Source organism: Pseudomonas sp. MYb60, from assembly GCF_002979555.1.
In the GTDB taxonomy this organism is placed as follows: domain Bacteria; phylum Pseudomonadota; class Gammaproteobacteria; order Pseudomonadales; family Pseudomonadaceae; genus Aquipseudomonas.
Genome location: NZ_PCOZ01000004.1, coordinates 146,183 through 161,313, shown reverse-complemented (window position 1 = coordinate 161,313; position 15,131 = coordinate 146,183). Strand labels below are relative to the sequence as shown.

Here is a 15,131-nt window from a genome sequence, read left to right as displayed (position 1 = left end):
TCAGTCCCAAGACTTCCAAGGGGCTTTGCCAGAATGCCAAAGCTCTTCCAGATAGTGCTTGTCACGCAGGGTGTCCATGGGTTGCCAGAATCCAGGGTGTTCAAAGGCCATCAACTCGCCCTCAGCCGCAAGTTTCATCAGCGGTTCCTGTTCCCAAGTCGTGCTGTCATCCTTCAGGTAAGCCAATACCTTGGGGCTGAGTACGAAGAAGCCTCCATTTATCAAGGCGCCGTCGCCCTTTGGCTTTTCTTTGAAATTCAAGACCTGGCCCTTCTGGATATCCAGTGCGCCGAAACGCCCAGGCGGGAAGGTGGCAGTGAGCGTTGCGGCCTTGCCGTGCTGCTTGTGAAAAGCCAGTGTGGCGCTGATGTCGAGATCGCTGACGCCATCACCGTAGGTGAAGCAGAACGCCTCATCATCTTTGACATACTCCGCAACACGACGCAGGCGGCCGCCAGTCATGGAATCATCACCCGTATCAACCAGAGTGATATTCCAAGCCTCAGCGCGTCTGTCATGAACTTTCATGGTGTTATCGCGCATGTTGAACGTGACATCGGACATGTGCAGGAAGTAGTTGGCAAAGTACTCCTTGATGACATAACCCTTATAACCACAGCAAATAATGAAATCATTGATGCCATGAGCCGAGTACATTTTGAGGATATGCCAAAGGATAGGCTTACCCCCGATCTCGACCATGGGTTTTGGGCGTAGGCTGGTTTCTTCACTTAGGCGCGTTCCCAGGCCACCGGCCAAAATAACTGCTTTCATGCTGTCTCCGGGTCAATTCGAGCTTACAAAGGCATCGGAATGAAAAAAATTGGGGGGCAGGCCGGCCTGAATAAGCGCCTCGCGTGCTGTACGAATCATGGTTTCAGAGCCACAGGCATAGACTGAGGTGTCCGCCAAGTCGAGATTTTCTGCTAGCACTGCGTCTTGGACGTAACCTGTGGCGCCTGTCCATTGCTCGCCTGCGCGAGACAGCACCGGTCGATAATTTACGCGGAGTGCAGGGAAGTCAGGGCGCCAGTATAGGTCCGGTTCCTTACGCCCGCCCCAATAGACGTAAATATGCCGGTTGTCGAAGGATTCAGGTTCGGCCGCCAAGGATTCCAGCATGGCCTTTACTGGCGCGATACCTGTGCCGGTGGCCAAGAACACAAGATTCTGAGTGTTCGCGCTGCGTTGACAGAAGGTACCGAGTGGCCCCTCCAGTCTGAGGAGGTCGTTGGTCTGAGCTTCACCGAACCAATACTGGCTCATGACACCGTTAGGTACCTTACGGATATGCAGTTCCAGCTTGGCATCCTCGCGTTGTGCATTAGCAACGGAATAGCTGCGACGGACACCATCCTTGCCGATGACGTCGATGTACTGTCCAGCAAGGTAAACAAGTGCACTTTTAGGCGGTGTTCGGAGTACGACTCGCATCACGTCGTCGACCAAAGGCTCGATGGAGTCGATGCGGCAAGGCATGGTTTTGATCTGGATATCGGCCAGTAAGCCTAAATCCTCTATATCCAACTCAACATCACTGAGTGCAGCGCGGCAACAGGTAAGAATGGCACCCGACGCACGCTCTTCTTCCGTTAGGGCGAGCTCCGGTTGAACCACTTCAGTCTCGCCACTGAGAACGTTCGCCTTGCAAACACCGCATCGCCCCGTGCGGCAGCTGTACTCAAGCACCGTTGCCTGCGATTTTGCACAATCGAGCAAGCTCTTGCCGCTTTCGGCATCGAAAGTTTTATGGTTGGACAATGTGATAGTAGGCACGGGTCAGGCACCAATCTTTGCATTGCTAGCACAGCGATTGAATTCATCCGCCAGAATGTAAGGTGTTGTACACACCTGCTCCGAATTTTTGATTCCCATGTACGTTTACATCTCCTCTCGTCTGCCGCTGGAGCATCGCTCGGCATCCAGTGCGCAGACTACATGCCTTACGGCAGGTATCTATTTAATAATTTCAGGTAGTCATAAAGTGATGAACCTGAGAGCCAAGCCAACAAAATTTTGACAATTTGAGACTGCCGCAGCGTTGTACAGCAGCATATTTTGCCTTTCGCTTACGTTCGCGCCACTGAAAAAAAGGCTAAGCGGGCCACTAAGGAGCACCGTTTCCCTTCCCCTGTGTCGCGATTGATCTAAATGTACTGCGCCACTATTTTGCACATAGGCCAAGCCGTACAACCCACACTCGTCACCGTTTAAGGTGCGGGTTGATGCCTGCCTGCCTAATAATTGGCAGCAATTCTACCCGTTTGGAACCTTAACTGGAAATCATGGATGGGTAGTGCCGTTGGTCCGCCCCAGTACGTCTTGACCGAAGAAGTCACACTCTGTAACCCACCCGTTTTTGACACCCCTCCAGCATGACCTAAGTTAGAAAAGCAGCTTCGGAAAGCTGCTTTTCTCTTCCCAATGTCATGGAGCGTCAAATGCAAAACACCTACCTCACCTCCCTCATCTTCGCCTTTCTCACCACTCTCTCCGTCACCACCACCGCAGCCCCGTCGGTCAAGTCCGAAGCCCCAGCCCCCATTACCGCGCAGATGGCCAAGGCCGAGCAGTCCGGCAGGGTCAACCTCAACGCGGCCGACGCCGAAACGTTGCGTCGCGACATGTTTGGAATTGGTGCGGCCAAGGCGAAGGCTATCGTGGCTTATCGCGATAGCAATGGTCCGTTCAAGTCGGTGGATGAGTTGTTGGAAGTGAAGGGTATCGGCAAGGCGTTGCTGGAGAAGAATCGCGACCGGGTGGTGATCAACTAAGGCGGTGGAGGAGGCCGGTCATTGACCGGCCTTTTGGTCTTCGGGGATTTGCGCTTTCAAGCTGTCGCGCACGGTGTCCATGATTTTTGTCGCCAGGAGCGGGTCCTTGACACTGCGGGCCAGCACCAGGGCGCCGACGAGTGTCGACATCATCACCAGGCTTTGGGCGTCGCCCCGGCCATCGTTCAATGCCGTTTCAATCTGCTTGAGTCGTGCGCCGAGTACTGCGTCGGTCGTTGCGCTGTGTTGGCCCCTCAGTCCGAGTTCGGAGGACATGGTGGGCAGCGGGCAGCCTTGGTCGGGGGAGGTCAGGTGCCATTCGGAGAGGTAGCTGTCGATAAACGCTTCCAGCGGCCGTTCCTGGCTGAAGAGCATTTCGCAGTGGGCATCCAATTCTGCAGCGGCGGCCTGCAGGGCTTCTTCCACCAGTTGGTCCTTGGAGTTGAAGTGCGCGTAGAACCCACCGTGGGTGAGGTTGAGTGCCTTCATCAGGGGCTGCAGGCCGGTTGCGCCTATGCCGTCGCGGCGAAAACGCGCGGACGCCTCCTTGATGATGCGCTGGTGAGTCTGGGCTTTATGGTCTTGTGAATAGCGCATGGGACGGCCTCGAGGACAGGCTGGCATTCTAACCGGCTTGTATCCTTTTACACGCATTCCTTGGGCGATAGGCGCGTTGGCATGAAACGTGATTACCTCAGCGCTATAGATTGTTCAACAATCATGAGGTGGTGATGACGCTCACATTGTCTTTGGCCGATCAGATAGCCCTGGAACTGCGTGCCGATATCATCGGTGGGCGGCTGTTGCCGGGCATGGCGCTGGTCGAGGTTGAGCTGGTCAAAGCCTATAACGCTTCGCGCAACACCATTCGCGAAGCACTGCACCGTTTGGGGCAGGAAGGGCTGACTCGGTATGTGCGTAACAAAGGCGTGATGGTTCGGCGTTTGGACGCGCATGAAGTAAGTGATTTGTTTGTAGTCCGTCGCACCCTCGAGTTGCAGGCCATTGCCCAGGCAGGGCCTCTCACCGAAGCGCAATCCGAGCTTATGCAAAATGCCATCGACGCGACGACCCTGGCTCGCGAGCGCGAAGACTGGCGGGCGGTGGCGACCCACAGCCTGGTGTTTCACCAGCACATTGTCGGGCTGATGCGCAGCCCCTTATTCGACGAGTTCTTCGCCCAGGTCATCGCTCAGTTGCGCCTGGTGTTTTGCGCTGCGCCCGATGAACAACGTTTCCAGTCACCGTGGTTGGAGCGTGACCGTGAAATCTACTCGTTATTGGTCGAGGGCAATAAATCGGCGGCTGGGGAGGCGATGAGCCTGTACCTGGATGATTCTGAACAGTTGTCGTTGGCCCTTTTCAATCACCCCTGATCGAGGACTCCCCTCATGTACAAAGACTATCCGGCCGCTTATCAGGTCAGCAAAGGTTCGACGTTGCAGGTCGACACGGCGTTCTACGCGCGTATTCGCGATGGGAAGCAACAACGTCATTTGGTCGAGCAGTTCGAGGTGCCGATTCGTACAGGGAGGGCCTGGAAGGTGCCGGCGGGGCATGTGTTCCGTGTCACCACGCCGGTGGGCCCGCAGGTGGGTGACTTCAATATCTGGAACGCCAACGACCCTCGCGAGCGCCTGTGGGCGGCGCGTACTCGTCAGTTGCAGGGCGCCCATGTGAGCACCCATGACCGTCTGTGGTCGAACCTGCCTTTTCTGCGGCCGCTGGTGACCATCACCGATGACAGCCTGGCGGGCTACGGCATCGATGAGCACGGTGGGCGCCTGCATGATTTGTTGGGGACGCGTTGCGATCCGTATGTGAATCGCATGCTCACCGGCGAGGACTTCCATCATCACTGCCATTCCAACCTTACCCGTGCGGTTTTGCCCTACGGGCTGACGGAATTCGACGTACATGACGTGCTGAATATTTTCCAGTGCACGGGGCTGAATCATGACGATATGTATTTTATGAAGGCGTGCCCGGCGCAGAAGGGGGATTACCTGGAGTTCTTTGCGGAGATTGATGTGTTGTGTGCACTGTCGACGTGCCCGGGTGGGGATTTGTCTCTGCCGATGTGGGGGCCGGAGGCGCAGGATCCGCTGACGGTGTGTCGCCCGTTGGGGGTGGAGGTCTACAGGTTGGACGAGGCGTTACTGGAGGGTTGGCGTCAGCCGGAGCGTGCTGCCTACAAGGGTCAGCATGGGTTGCAGATTGCCAAGGCGGATTGGGAGTAGGCCGGGGGAAGGCGCTGCTGCGCAGCCATGCGCGGGGCAAGCCCGCTCACTACAGCGGGGGAGTCTGGGCAGCAGGGAGAAGGCCGTCTCATTGGAGGGACAGCCTTTTCTCCGAGGTCAGCGATCCTGCGCATCCTTGGCGTCCGCCTGGGCGTTGCGTTCGGCGACGCGCTTGCGTTGTTCGTCGGTGAGTTCCACCTTGTTGGCGCTGTCGCGCAGCATCATCAGCCCACCGACGATCGAACCGATCGCCACCACCATAATCAACCACGCATACCACGGCATAAGGCTCTCCTTGAGGCAGATTGCCGTGGGAGAATTTTCCCACGGGAATAACTGCTTTGAGTGACGGGCTTTCTTACTAGTTCAGTGTAGGCCCGTTCTGCCTCTCAGTAGATCAGAGCCCGGTCAGCATCGCATCCGCCGGTGCGTTGGCACGGTCATGTGCCGTCATCTGGAAGTACGCGAACCCGACCGCCATGAAGCCGAGGAAGATCAGCCCGATCAAGGCGTTGAACCAGGCCATGGCGACCAGGCACACGATGGCCAGCACCAACGCAATGCCTGGCACGATCGGATAACCCGGTGCGCGGAAAGTGCGCTCCAGCAAGGGTTCGGTCTTACGCAGTTTGAACAGGCTGAGCATGCTCATGATGTACATCACGATGGCGCCGAACACCGCCATGGTGATCATCGCGGCGGTCAATGTCATGCCACCCAGGTTGATCAAACCGTCGCTGTAGATGGCGGCAATCCCCACCACGCCGCCGGCGATGATTGCCCGGTGGGGTGTCTGAAAACGCGACAGTTTGGCGAGGAAGGGTGGAAGGTAACCGGCGCGGGCCAGGGCGAAGAATTGTCGGGAGTAGCCCAGGATAATGCCGTGGAAGCTCGCCACCAGGCCAAACAGGCCGATCCACACCAGCATGTGCAGCCAGCCGGAGTTGTCACCGACTACGGTTTTCATGGCTTGAGGCAGCGGGTCGTTGATGTTGGAGAGAGTGCGCCAGTCGCCCACGCCGCCGGCGAAGAACATCACGCCCATGGCCAGGATCACCAGGGTCAGGATGCCGCTGATGTAGGCTTTTGGAATGGTGCGCTTGGGATCCTTCGCTTCTTCGGCCGCCATGGCCGCGCCTTCAATCGCCAGGAAAAACCAGATGGCGAAGGGGATGGCGGCAAAGATGCCGGCAATTGCCGGGGCGCCAAACGTGTCGGAACCGGCCCATCCATTCAGTGCGAAATTGCTGAAGCTGAAAGCCGGAGCAACGACGCCCATAAACACCAGCAATTCGGCCACGGCGAGCACGCACACCACCAGCTCGAACGTGGCGGCGAGTTTCACCCCCAGGATGTTCAGGCCCATGAACACGATGTAGGCACCGACGGCCGCGTGTTTAGGGTCCAGTGCGGGGAATTGCACATTCAGATAGGCGCCAATGGCCAAGGCAATGGCCGGTGGTGCGAAGACGAATTCGATCAAGGTCGCGAGCCCTGCGATCAAGCCGCCTTTCTCCCCGAAGGCCCTGCGGCTGTAGGCAAATGGCCCGCCTGCATGAGGGATTGCGGTAGTCAGTTCGGTGAAACTGAAGATAAAGCAGGTGTACATCGCGGCGACCATCAACGAGGTCACCAGGAAACCCAAGGTCCCGGCGACGCCCCAGCCGTAGCTCCAGCCGAAGTATTCACCGGAAATCACGAGGCCGACCGCGATGCCCCATAAGTGCAGGGTGCCCAAGGTGGGTTTGAGTTGTGTGTTCATTGCGTTGCTCCCTGAACCGGTTGGAATGATTCAAGGTGTTGCAGCGGCCATGCCAGGGTGGAAATCGTTGTCGTAAAGCCGTGCAACTGTCGTCGGTGCGACGGTTTGGTGTTTGAAAATGTTCGGTATCGCACCAGATAAGTGCTGGAGTGGCTGTGCGGGCCTCATCGGGGGCAAGCCCCCTCCCACATTTCGACCGGTGTACGCAGGCCAAGTGTGGGGGGGCTTGCCCCCGATAAGGCCCTCCCAATCACCACCAATCCCTCTGTAACCTGCGCATAAGCGCACTCTTTACGCCATCTTTACGCCCCACCCACGGGCTCGCTCTCGTCCCTTTACACCACTCCTGCCGACAATTGCCCCACACGCGGCACTCGCCGCTAAACGGAGAGACTTCCATGAGTGTTCTGGACGGGGTGTCACTGCTACTGGCCGTGGCGCTGTTCATTTATCTGCTGGTTGCGCTGTTACGCGCGGATCGGAACTAGGAGCGGGCCATGCACAGTTATGACTATTGGCTGATCATTGCCTTCTTTGCCGTGGTGCTGGTGCCGGCGCCGTTCCTGGGGCGGTTCTATTACAAGGTGATGGAAGGGCAGCGCACCTGGCTCAGCCCGGTGCTGGGGCCTGTGGAGAAGGCCTGTTATCGCCTGTCGGGCGTGGATGAATCGCAGGAACAGAGCTGGCAGAAATACATGCTGGCATTGCTCGCTTTCAACCTCGCAGGCTTCGTGTTGCTGTTTGCGATCCTGCTGTTTCAGGATGTTCTCCCACTCAACCCGCAGCAATTGCCGGGGCAGGAATGGACCCTGGCCTTCAATACCGCAGTCAGTTTCATGACCAACACCAACTGGCAGTCCTACAGCGGTGAGGCGTCCCTGAGCTACCTCAGCCAGATGGCCGGCCTGACCGTGCAGAATTTCGTCAGTGCAGCCACCGGTTTGGCCGTCCTCGTCGCTTTATGTCGTGGGATCGGTCGCAAATCCGCCCAGACATTGGGTAATTTCTGGGTCGACATGACCCGCGCCACCCTTTATGGGCTGTTGCCGTTGTGCCTGGTGCTCGCACTGTTCCTGGTCTGGCAGGGCGTGCCGCAAACCTTCGCCCATTACATTGATGCCGTAACGCTGCAAGGCGTGGATCAAGTGATCCCCCTCGGTCCGGCAGCCAGCCAGATTGCGATCAAGCAACTGGGCACCAATGGCGGTGGGTTCTTCGGGGTCAACTCGGCCCATCCATTTGAAGACCCGACGGCGTGGGCCAACCTGTTCGAAGTGGCGGCGATCATCCTGATCCCGGTGGCGCTGGTGTTTACCTTCGGCCACTATGTGAAAGACCTGCGTCAGAGCCGCGCGATCCTCGGCTGCATGTTGGCGCTGTTCCTGATCGGCGGCGCGACCTCGTTGTGGTCCGAATACCAACCCAACCCAACCCTCAACCACCCGGCCGTGGAGCAAACCGCGCCGCTGGAAGGCAAGGAAGCGCGCTTCGGTACCACCGGCACCGTGCTCTGGTCGGTGACCACCACGGCGGCGTCCAACGGTTCGGTCAACGGCATGCAAGACAGCCTCAGTCCCCTCAGCGGGATGGTGGCGATGGTCAACATGATGGTCGGCGAAGTGATCTTCGGCGGCGTCGGCGCCGGCATGTACGGCATGTTGCTCAACGTGTTGATCGCCGTGTTCCTTGCCGGCTTGATGATCGGTCGCACGCCGGAATACCTGGGCAAGAAACTCCAGGCCAAGGAAGTCCAACTGCTCGTCGTGACCTTGCTGGTCATGCCGGTGGGCGTGCTGGTGCTGGGTGCCATCGCCGCGAGCCTGCCTGGCCCGGCCGCTGCCATCAGCAACCCTGGCCCCCACGGTTTCAGCCAGTTGCTCTACGCCTACACCTCGGCCAGCGCCAACAATGGCTCGGCGTTTGGCGGCTTTGGTGCCAACACGCCGTTTCACAACCTGATGCTCGGCCTGGGCATGTTGATCGGGCGCTTCGGCTACATCCTGCCGGTCCTCGCGCTGGCCGGCAGCCTGGCCATGAAGAAGGCCGCACCGCTCGGCCAGAACAGCTTCCCGACTCACGGCCCGTTGTTCGTGACCTTGTTGACCGTGACCATCTTGCTGGTGGGCGGCCTGACGTTCTTGCCGACGCTGGCGCTGGGCCCCATTGCTGAACACCTGAGCATGGGCTTCTAAGGGGGATATGAGAATGAACATGCCTGCAAAAAATGCTGCTCCGGTGAAAGCCCAGGAGCCTGCCAAGACCGCGATTTCCGCGCTGTGGCGCCCGGCGCTGGTCCAGGCGTTCGTCAAGCTGGACCCACGCCAGCTGCAACGCTCGCCGGTGATGCTGGTGGTCGAACTGACCGCGATCCTCACCACCGTGCTGTGCTTCGTGCCCGACACCCGCGTGCCGACGTTCGTCGCGGTGCAAATCGCCGTGTGGCTCTGGTTCACCGTGCTGTTCGCGAACTTCGCCGAAGCCTTGGCCGAGGGCCGTGGCAAGGCGCGCGCCGACAGCCTCAAGGCCGGCAGCGAAGGCCTCAGCGCGCGCCGCAGGGAAACCGATGGCGGCTTCAAGGTGGTGCCCGCGGCCAGCCTGCGCAAGGGCGATGTGGTACGCGTCGCTGCCGGGGAAATGATCCCGGGGGACGGTGAGGTCATCGAAGGTATTGCCGCGGTCAACGAAGCGGCGATCACCGGGGAGTCCGCGCCGGTCATCCGCGAGTCTGGCGGCGACCGTTCGGCAGTCACCGGCAATACCCGGCTGGTGTCGGACTGGCTGTTGATCCGCATCACCGCCAACCCTGGCGAATCGACGCTCGACCGCATGATCGCCCTGGTGGAAGGCGCCAAGCGCCAGAAGACCCCCAACGAAGTGGCGCTAGATATCCTGCTGATCGGTCTTACGCTGATTTTCCTGCTGGTGGTGGTGACGCTGCAGCCGTTCGCCCACTTCGCCAATGGCAGCTTGCCGCTGGTGTTCCTCGTCGCACTGCTGGTGACGCTGATTCCTACCACCATTGGCGGCTTGTTGTCGGCCATCGGCATCGCCGGTATGGACCGTCTGGTGCGTCTCAACGTGATCGCCAAATCCGGTCGCGCAGTGGAAGCAGCGGGTGACGTGCATGTGTTGCTGCTGGACAAGACCGGCACCATCACGTTCGGCAACCGTCGCTGTGCGGCGGTGGTCGCGGCGCCGGGCGTCAGTGGCAAGGCGCTGGCCGAAGGTGCGCTGCTGGCGTCCCTCGCAGATGACACGGCGGAGGGCAAGTCCATCGTCGACTACCTGCGCGCGTTGCTGCCCCAGGCCGAACCGCCCCTGGACGCATTGACGGCGGTGCCGTTCAGCGCGGAAACCCGCCTGTCCGGTGTCGACTACCAGGGCCGCGTGATCCGCAAGGGTGCGGTGGATTCGCTGCTGGCGTTCATCGGTCAGCAACGCAGCGACCTGGCCCCGGCGCTGGCGCGAGAAATCGACAAGATCGCGCAAAGTGGCGGCACGCCGTTGCTGGTGTGCGCCGACGGCAAATTGCTCGGTGCCATTCACCTCAAAGACGTGGTCAAGCCCGGCATCCGCGAGCGTTTCGCCGAACTGCGCAAGCTGGGCATCCGCACCGTGATGGTCACCGGCGACAACCCGCTGACGGCCGCCGCGATTGCTGCCGAAGCGGGCGTGGACGATGTGCTGGCCGAAGCGACACCGGAGAAAAAACTCGCGCGCATTCGCCACGAACAGAATGACGGCCGCCTGGTGGCGATGTGCGGCGACGGCGCCAACGACGCCCCGGCGCTGGCCCAGGCGGACGTCGGCATGGCAATGAACGATGGCACTCAAGCCGCTCGCGAAGCCGCCAACATGGTCGACCTCGACAGCGACCCCACCAAGCTGCTGGACGTGGTGCAGATCGGCAAGGAGTTGTTGGTAACCCGCGGTGCGCTCACCACGTTCTCCATCGCCAACGACGTGGCCAAGTACTTCGCGATCCTGCCGGCGCTGTTCGCCTCGATCTACCCGCAATTGGGCGTGCTCAACGTGATGCAATTGCAGAGCCCGCAAAGCGCGATTCTGTCGGCCATCGTGTTCAACGCGTTGATCATTGTGGTGCTGATTCCCCTGGCACTGCGCGGGGTGCGCGTACAGGCGGCGAGTGCGGCGGCCTTGTTGCGGCGCAACCTGCTGATCTATGGGCTGGGTGGGATCCTGGTGCCGTTCGTAGGCATCAAGGCGATCGACCTGTTGCTGACCGCGTTGCACCTGGTGTGAATTCACAGAATCGAGGAGTTTGAAATGTCCACTATCATCCGCCCGGCCCTGAGCCTGTTGGTCCTCATGACCCTGATCACTGGCGTGGCCTACCCTCTGGTCGTCACCGGTGTCGCGCAAGTCGCCTTCCCCGACCAGGCCAACGGCAGCCTGGTGCGCGACGCCAGCGGCAAAGTGCGCGGCTCCAGCTTGATCGCCCAGGATTTCAGCGGGGACGGTTGGTTCCACCCGCGTCCCTCCGCCGGGGCGTTTGCGACGGTTTCCAGCAGTGCCAGCAACCTCGGGCCAAGCAACCCGGCCTTGGCGACTCGGGTCTTCGATGACGCGAACAAGCAACAGGTGCCTGGTCAGGGTCCGGTGCCGTTGGCTTCTCTGACTACCTCTGGCAGCGGTCTTGATCCACACTTGCCACCTGCGGCGATTGCCTATCAACTGGCCCGCGTGGCGGCGGCGCGAAATGTGCCGGTGTCGACCTTGCAGCGGTTGCTCGACGCGCATATCGAACGCTCGTTGGTAGGCCCGCCAGTGGTGAATGTACTGGCCCTGAACATGGCCCTGGAAACGTTGTAGGCAGTAGCACCGCCATCGCGGGCAAGCCCGGCTCCCACAGTTGACCGCGTTTCAATGTGGGCGCCGGGCTTGCCCGCGATGACGGCCTGAAAGACACCCCATGAACACCTGAAGGAACCTCCAGCATGAGCGACTCCGGCCGCGCCGATGCCTTGCTAGCCGACCTGCCCCGCAACGGTCGTGGCCGGCTCAAAGTCTTCCTCGGCGCCGCGCCGGGGGTGGGCAAGACCTACGCCATGCTCCAGGCCGCCCATACGCAACTGCGCCAAGGCGTCACGCTCATCGCCGGGGTGGTGGAAACCCATGGCCGCGCCGAGACCGAAGCCTTGCTCGGCGGCCTGCCGCAGCAACCGTTGTTGCGCAGCGAATACCGCGGCGTGATGCTCGAAGAAATGGACCTCGACGGTCTGCTCGCCGCCAAGCCGAAACTGGTGCTGGTGGACGAACTCGCCCACAGCAACGCGCCCGGCAGCCGCCATGAAAAGCGCTGGCAAGACATCCAGGAACTGCTCGCCGCCGGCATCGACGTGTTCACCACGGTCAACGTCCAGCACCTGGAAAGTCTCAATGACCAGGTGCGCGGCATCACCGGCGTGCAAGTGCGTGAAACCCTGCCGGACTGGGTGCTGCAAGAGGCTGATGAACTGCTGTTGATCGACTTGCCGTCACGTGAATTGCTCGAGCGCCTGCGCGACGGCAAGGTTTACGTACCCGAGCAGGCCCGCGCGGCCATCGACGCATTTTTCACCCAGACCAACCTCATGGCCCTGCGTGAATTGGCGATGCAGACCGCCGCCGCCCACGTCGACAATGACCTGGCCCAAGGTTATCGCCAACTCGGCCAGGCCGCACCGGCGGTGCGCGGACGTTTGCTGGTGGGCGTGGACGGTGACGCCCAGGCCGAACGCCTGGTGCGACACGCCAGCCGCGTGGCCCAGCGGCGGCATTTGCCCTGGAGCCTGGTGCATGTCGACAACGGCCGCGCACGGGATGAGCAATCGCGCCTGCGCCTGCAAAACGCCCAGCAACTGGCGGAGCGCCTTGGCGGCGAAGTGGTGTTGCTGCGGGCTGGCGAGGTCGCCAGGACACTGATCCAGCATGCCGCCGAGCGTCGTGCCAGCCTGCTGCTGGTGGGGCAGTCGCGTATGCGATGGCGCCGTCGCCTGTTCGGTGGCGGGTTGGCGGCGCGTCTGCTGCTCAATGCGCGTGGCCTGGAAATCAACGTCCTCGACCGCGACGACAGCCCCGCACCGCCGCGCCTGCCGCCTGTGCGCGGCCTGGTGTGGTTCGACTACGCCCTGGCGGTGGTCGCGACGGTGGTCGCCGCCGCCCTGGCCTGGGCGGTGTCCAGTGTGTTGCCGTTGCCGAATATCTCCCTGGTGTTTCTCGCGGCCGTCCTGCTGGTGGCCGTGCGCAGCAGCCTGGGGCCGTCGCTGGTGTGCGCGGCGCTGTCGTTCATGACCTATGATTTCTTGTTTATCCCGCCCAATTTTTCCTTCGCGATTCAGCGTGAAGAAGACGTGCTGACGCTGCTGTTTTTCCTGCTGATGGCCGCACTCACCGGCAACCTCGCTGCGCGTCAACGCCGCCAGATGCAGGCGCTGCGTGATACCCAGGAAGAAACCAGTGAGTTGCTCGACCTGTCGCGCAAACTCACGGCGGCCACCGACCGCCAAGCGGTGATCAGTGCGGCGGCCCATCATCTTGAAGGCTGGAGTGACCTGGATTTGTGCCTGGTCAATCGTGACGGCCAGGGTGGCTGGACCATCGAGACCGGTGGCTCCCTGACGTTCAGCGAAGCTGAACGCGCCGCTGCCGACTGGGCCTGGCAGCATGATCAGCCGGCCGGTATGGGCACTGGCACGTTGCCGTTCGGGCGTTGGTGGTGGTGGCCGTTGTCCGGCGAGGAGGGGCCGTTGGGCTTGCTGGGCGTCAGCCCTAAACAGGGCTTGGCATTGAGCGGTCAACGTCGGCGGTTGCTCAGTGCGTTGAGCCAACCCTTGGCCCAGGCGCTGGCGCGGGCGCAACTGGCGCAGGAGCTGGAGTCTGCGCGCCTGCATGGCGAAACCGAGCAACTGCGCAGCGCCTTGCTCGCTTCGGTGTCCCACGACCTGCGCACGCCGCTCACCGCCATGCGCGGCAGCATCGACAGCTTGTTGGCGCTCGGCGAGGCCATCCCGCTGGAGGATCGTCGCGAGTTGCTTGAAGGTACCCGCGACGAAGCCGAGCGGCTGGACCGCTACATTCAGAATCTGCTGGACATGACCCGCCTGGGCCACGGCGCGCTCAAGCTGGCGCGGGACTGGGTGTCGCCGGCGGATATCGTCGGCAGTGCCCTTGGCCGTCTACGCACGGTGCTGGCGCCGTTGCAGGTACGTGTGCAGGTGCCCGCGCAGTTGCCGCTGTTGTATGTGCACGCGGCGCTGATCGAACAGGCGCTGGTCAATGTGCTGGAGAATGCGGCGCGGTTTTCGCCGCCCCAGGGCCATCTGCAATTGAGTGCCGGCGTGGCCGAGGATCAAGTGTCTTTCGCCGTGGCAGATGAAGGGCCGGGGATTCCCGCTGATGAACGCGCAAAAATTTTCGACATGTTCTACACCGCCGCCCGTGGCGATCGGGGCGGGCAGGGCACCGGCCTGGGCCTGGCGATCTGCCAGGGCATGGTCGGTGCCCATGGCGGGCGTATCAGCGTGGACGAGGGGATTGAAGGGCGCGGCACCTGTATCACCTTGTTCCTGCCATTGCCGACCCAGCCTGGCCTGGAGCGCGAGGCATGAGCTACCCTGTTTTGCTCAACGAGCTTGAAAAGACACCATGAGCCAGACCGCGACGATTTTGGTCATTGATGACGAACCGCAGATCCGCAAATTCCTGCGCATCAGCCTGGCCTCCCAGGGTTACAAGGTGATTGAGGCCGGCACCGGTGGTGAAGGCCTGGCCCAGGCGGCGCTGAGCAAGCCGGATCTGCTGGTGCTCGACCTGGGCTTGCCGGACATGGATGGCCAGCACGTGCTGCGCGAGTTTCGTGAGTGGTCGACGGTGCCAGTGCTGGTGCTGTCGGTGCGCGCCAGTGAAGCACAGAAAGTCGAGGCCCTCGATGGTGGGGCCAATGACTACGTGACCAAGCCCTTCGGCATTCAGGAATTTCTCGCCCGGATCCGTGCGCTGCTGCGCCAGGCGCCGGCGGGTGAAACGCCGGATGCCGCACTGCACGTGGGGCCGCTGACGGTCGATCTGGCCTACCGCCGCGTGTTGCTGGACGGCGCCGAAGTGGCGCTGACCCGCAAGGAGTACGCCGTGCTGGCGCAACTGGCACGGCATCCGGGCCGGGTGATTACCCAGCAGCAATTGCTCAAGGATATCTGGGGGCCGACCCATACCGAAGACAGTCACTACCTGCGGATTGTGGTGGGGCATCTGCGCCAGAAGCTGGCGGACGATCCGACCCAGCCGAGGTTTATCGTGACCGAAGCCGGGGTGGGGTACCGGTTGTTAGGCGCTTAGCCTGTCACCAGAGGGTCA

Annotated in this window: 14 protein-coding genes; 9 read left to right on the top strand and 5 right to left on the bottom strand. The window is 61.2% G+C overall.

Going from position 1 to position 15,131, the window contains the following annotated elements:
- Positions 1-774, bottom strand: coding sequence for a glucose-1-phosphate cytidylyltransferase (rfbF, locus tag CQ041_RS08520; RefSeq protein ID WP_105522360.1), 774 nt, complete (start codon positions 772-774; stop codon positions 1-3).
- A gap of 12 nt (positions 775-786) precedes the next feature.
- Positions 787-1,776, bottom strand: a complete 990-nt coding sequence (locus CQ041_RS08515; protein ID WP_105522359.1) for an FAD-binding oxidoreductase — start codon at positions 1,774-1,776, stop codon at positions 787-789.
- Positions 1,777-2,441: 665 nt separating this feature from the next.
- On the opposite strand from CQ041_RS08515, the gene CQ041_RS08510 reads away from it, so the two are divergent.
- Complete coding sequence (locus CQ041_RS08510) at positions 2,442-2,774, top strand: ComEA family DNA-binding protein (protein ID WP_105522358.1); 333 nt, start codon at positions 2,442-2,444, stop codon at positions 2,772-2,774.
- Positions 2,775-2,792: 18 nt separating this feature from the next.
- Here CQ041_RS08510 and CQ041_RS08505 read toward each other — a convergent pair whose 3' ends face one another.
- Entirely contained in the window at positions 2,793-3,371 is a 579-nt protein-coding gene (locus tag CQ041_RS08505; protein ID WP_105522357.1) for a TetR/AcrR family transcriptional regulator, read from the bottom strand.
- A 134-nt stretch (positions 3,372-3,505) separates the two neighbouring features.
- On the opposite strand from CQ041_RS08505, the gene CQ041_RS08500 reads away from it, so the two are divergent.
- Together CQ041_RS08500 and CQ041_RS08495 are read left to right on the top strand one after the other, a co-directional pair.
- Positions 3,506-4,150 (top strand): GntR family transcriptional regulator, encoded by a 645-nt coding sequence (locus tag CQ041_RS08500; RefSeq protein ID WP_105522583.1) that lies wholly within the window; start codon positions 3,506-3,508, stop codon positions 4,148-4,150.
- A 15-nt stretch (positions 4,151-4,165) separates the two neighbouring features.
- Positions 4,166-5,014 (top strand): DUF1989 domain-containing protein, encoded by an 849-nt coding sequence (locus tag CQ041_RS08495; protein ID WP_105522356.1) that lies wholly within the window; start codon positions 4,166-4,168, stop codon positions 5,012-5,014.
- Between the two features lie 117 nt (positions 5,015-5,131).
- Here the strand turns inward: CQ041_RS08495 and CQ041_RS08490 are convergent, their stop codons facing one another.
- Together CQ041_RS08490 and eat are read right to left on the bottom strand one after the other, a co-directional pair.
- On the bottom strand, positions 5,132-5,299 hold the full coding sequence (locus tag CQ041_RS08490; protein WP_003172675.1) for a DUF2897 family protein: 168 nt from the start codon (positions 5,297-5,299) through the stop codon (positions 5,132-5,134).
- 112 nt (positions 5,300-5,411) lie between these two features.
- Positions 5,412-6,776 (bottom strand): ethanolamine permease, encoded by a 1,365-nt coding sequence (eat, locus tag CQ041_RS08485; RefSeq protein ID WP_105522355.1) that lies wholly within the window; start codon positions 6,774-6,776, stop codon positions 5,412-5,414.
- A 398-nt stretch (positions 6,777-7,174) separates the two neighbouring features.
- Between eat and kdpF the strand changes: the two genes are divergently transcribed.
- The 6 genes from kdpF to CQ041_RS08455 all read left to right on the top strand — a co-directional run bounded on the left by kdpF (position 7,175) and on the right by CQ041_RS08455 (position 15,113).
- On the top strand, positions 7,175-7,264 hold the full coding sequence (gene kdpF, locus CQ041_RS08480; protein ID WP_003218754.1) for a K(+)-transporting ATPase subunit F: 90 nt from the start codon (positions 7,175-7,177) through the stop codon (positions 7,262-7,264).
- Positions 7,265-7,273: 9 nt separating this feature from the next.
- The gene (gene kdpA / locus CQ041_RS08475; protein WP_033900227.1) at positions 7,274-8,968 is read left to right on the top strand and encodes a potassium-transporting ATPase subunit KdpA; all 1,695 of its coding nucleotides are present in this window, start codon (positions 7,274-7,276) and stop codon (positions 8,966-8,968) included.
- A 13-nt stretch (positions 8,969-8,981) separates the two neighbouring features.
- Positions 8,982-11,039 carry a potassium-transporting ATPase subunit KdpB gene (gene kdpB / locus CQ041_RS08470; protein ID WP_177429372.1) on the top strand — a complete coding sequence of 686 codons (2,058 nt, stop codon included), beginning with the start codon at positions 8,982-8,984 and terminating at the stop codon, positions 11,037-11,039.
- 24 nt (positions 11,040-11,063) lie between these two features.
- Positions 11,064-11,609: a potassium-transporting ATPase subunit KdpC gene (gene kdpC, locus CQ041_RS08465; RefSeq protein ID WP_105522353.1), complete on the top strand. Its 546-nt coding sequence runs from the start codon at positions 11,064-11,066 to the stop codon at positions 11,607-11,609.
- Between the two features lie 125 nt (positions 11,610-11,734).
- Positions 11,735-14,386 carry a sensor histidine kinase KdpD gene (locus tag CQ041_RS08460; protein WP_105522352.1) on the top strand — a complete coding sequence of 884 codons (2,652 nt, stop codon included), beginning with the start codon at positions 11,735-11,737 and terminating at the stop codon, positions 14,384-14,386.
- Positions 14,387-14,423: 37 nt separating this feature from the next.
- Entirely contained in the window at positions 14,424-15,113 is a 690-nt protein-coding gene (locus CQ041_RS08455) for a response regulator (RefSeq protein WP_105522351.1), read from the top strand.
- Positions 15,114-15,131 lie beyond the last annotated feature (18 nt).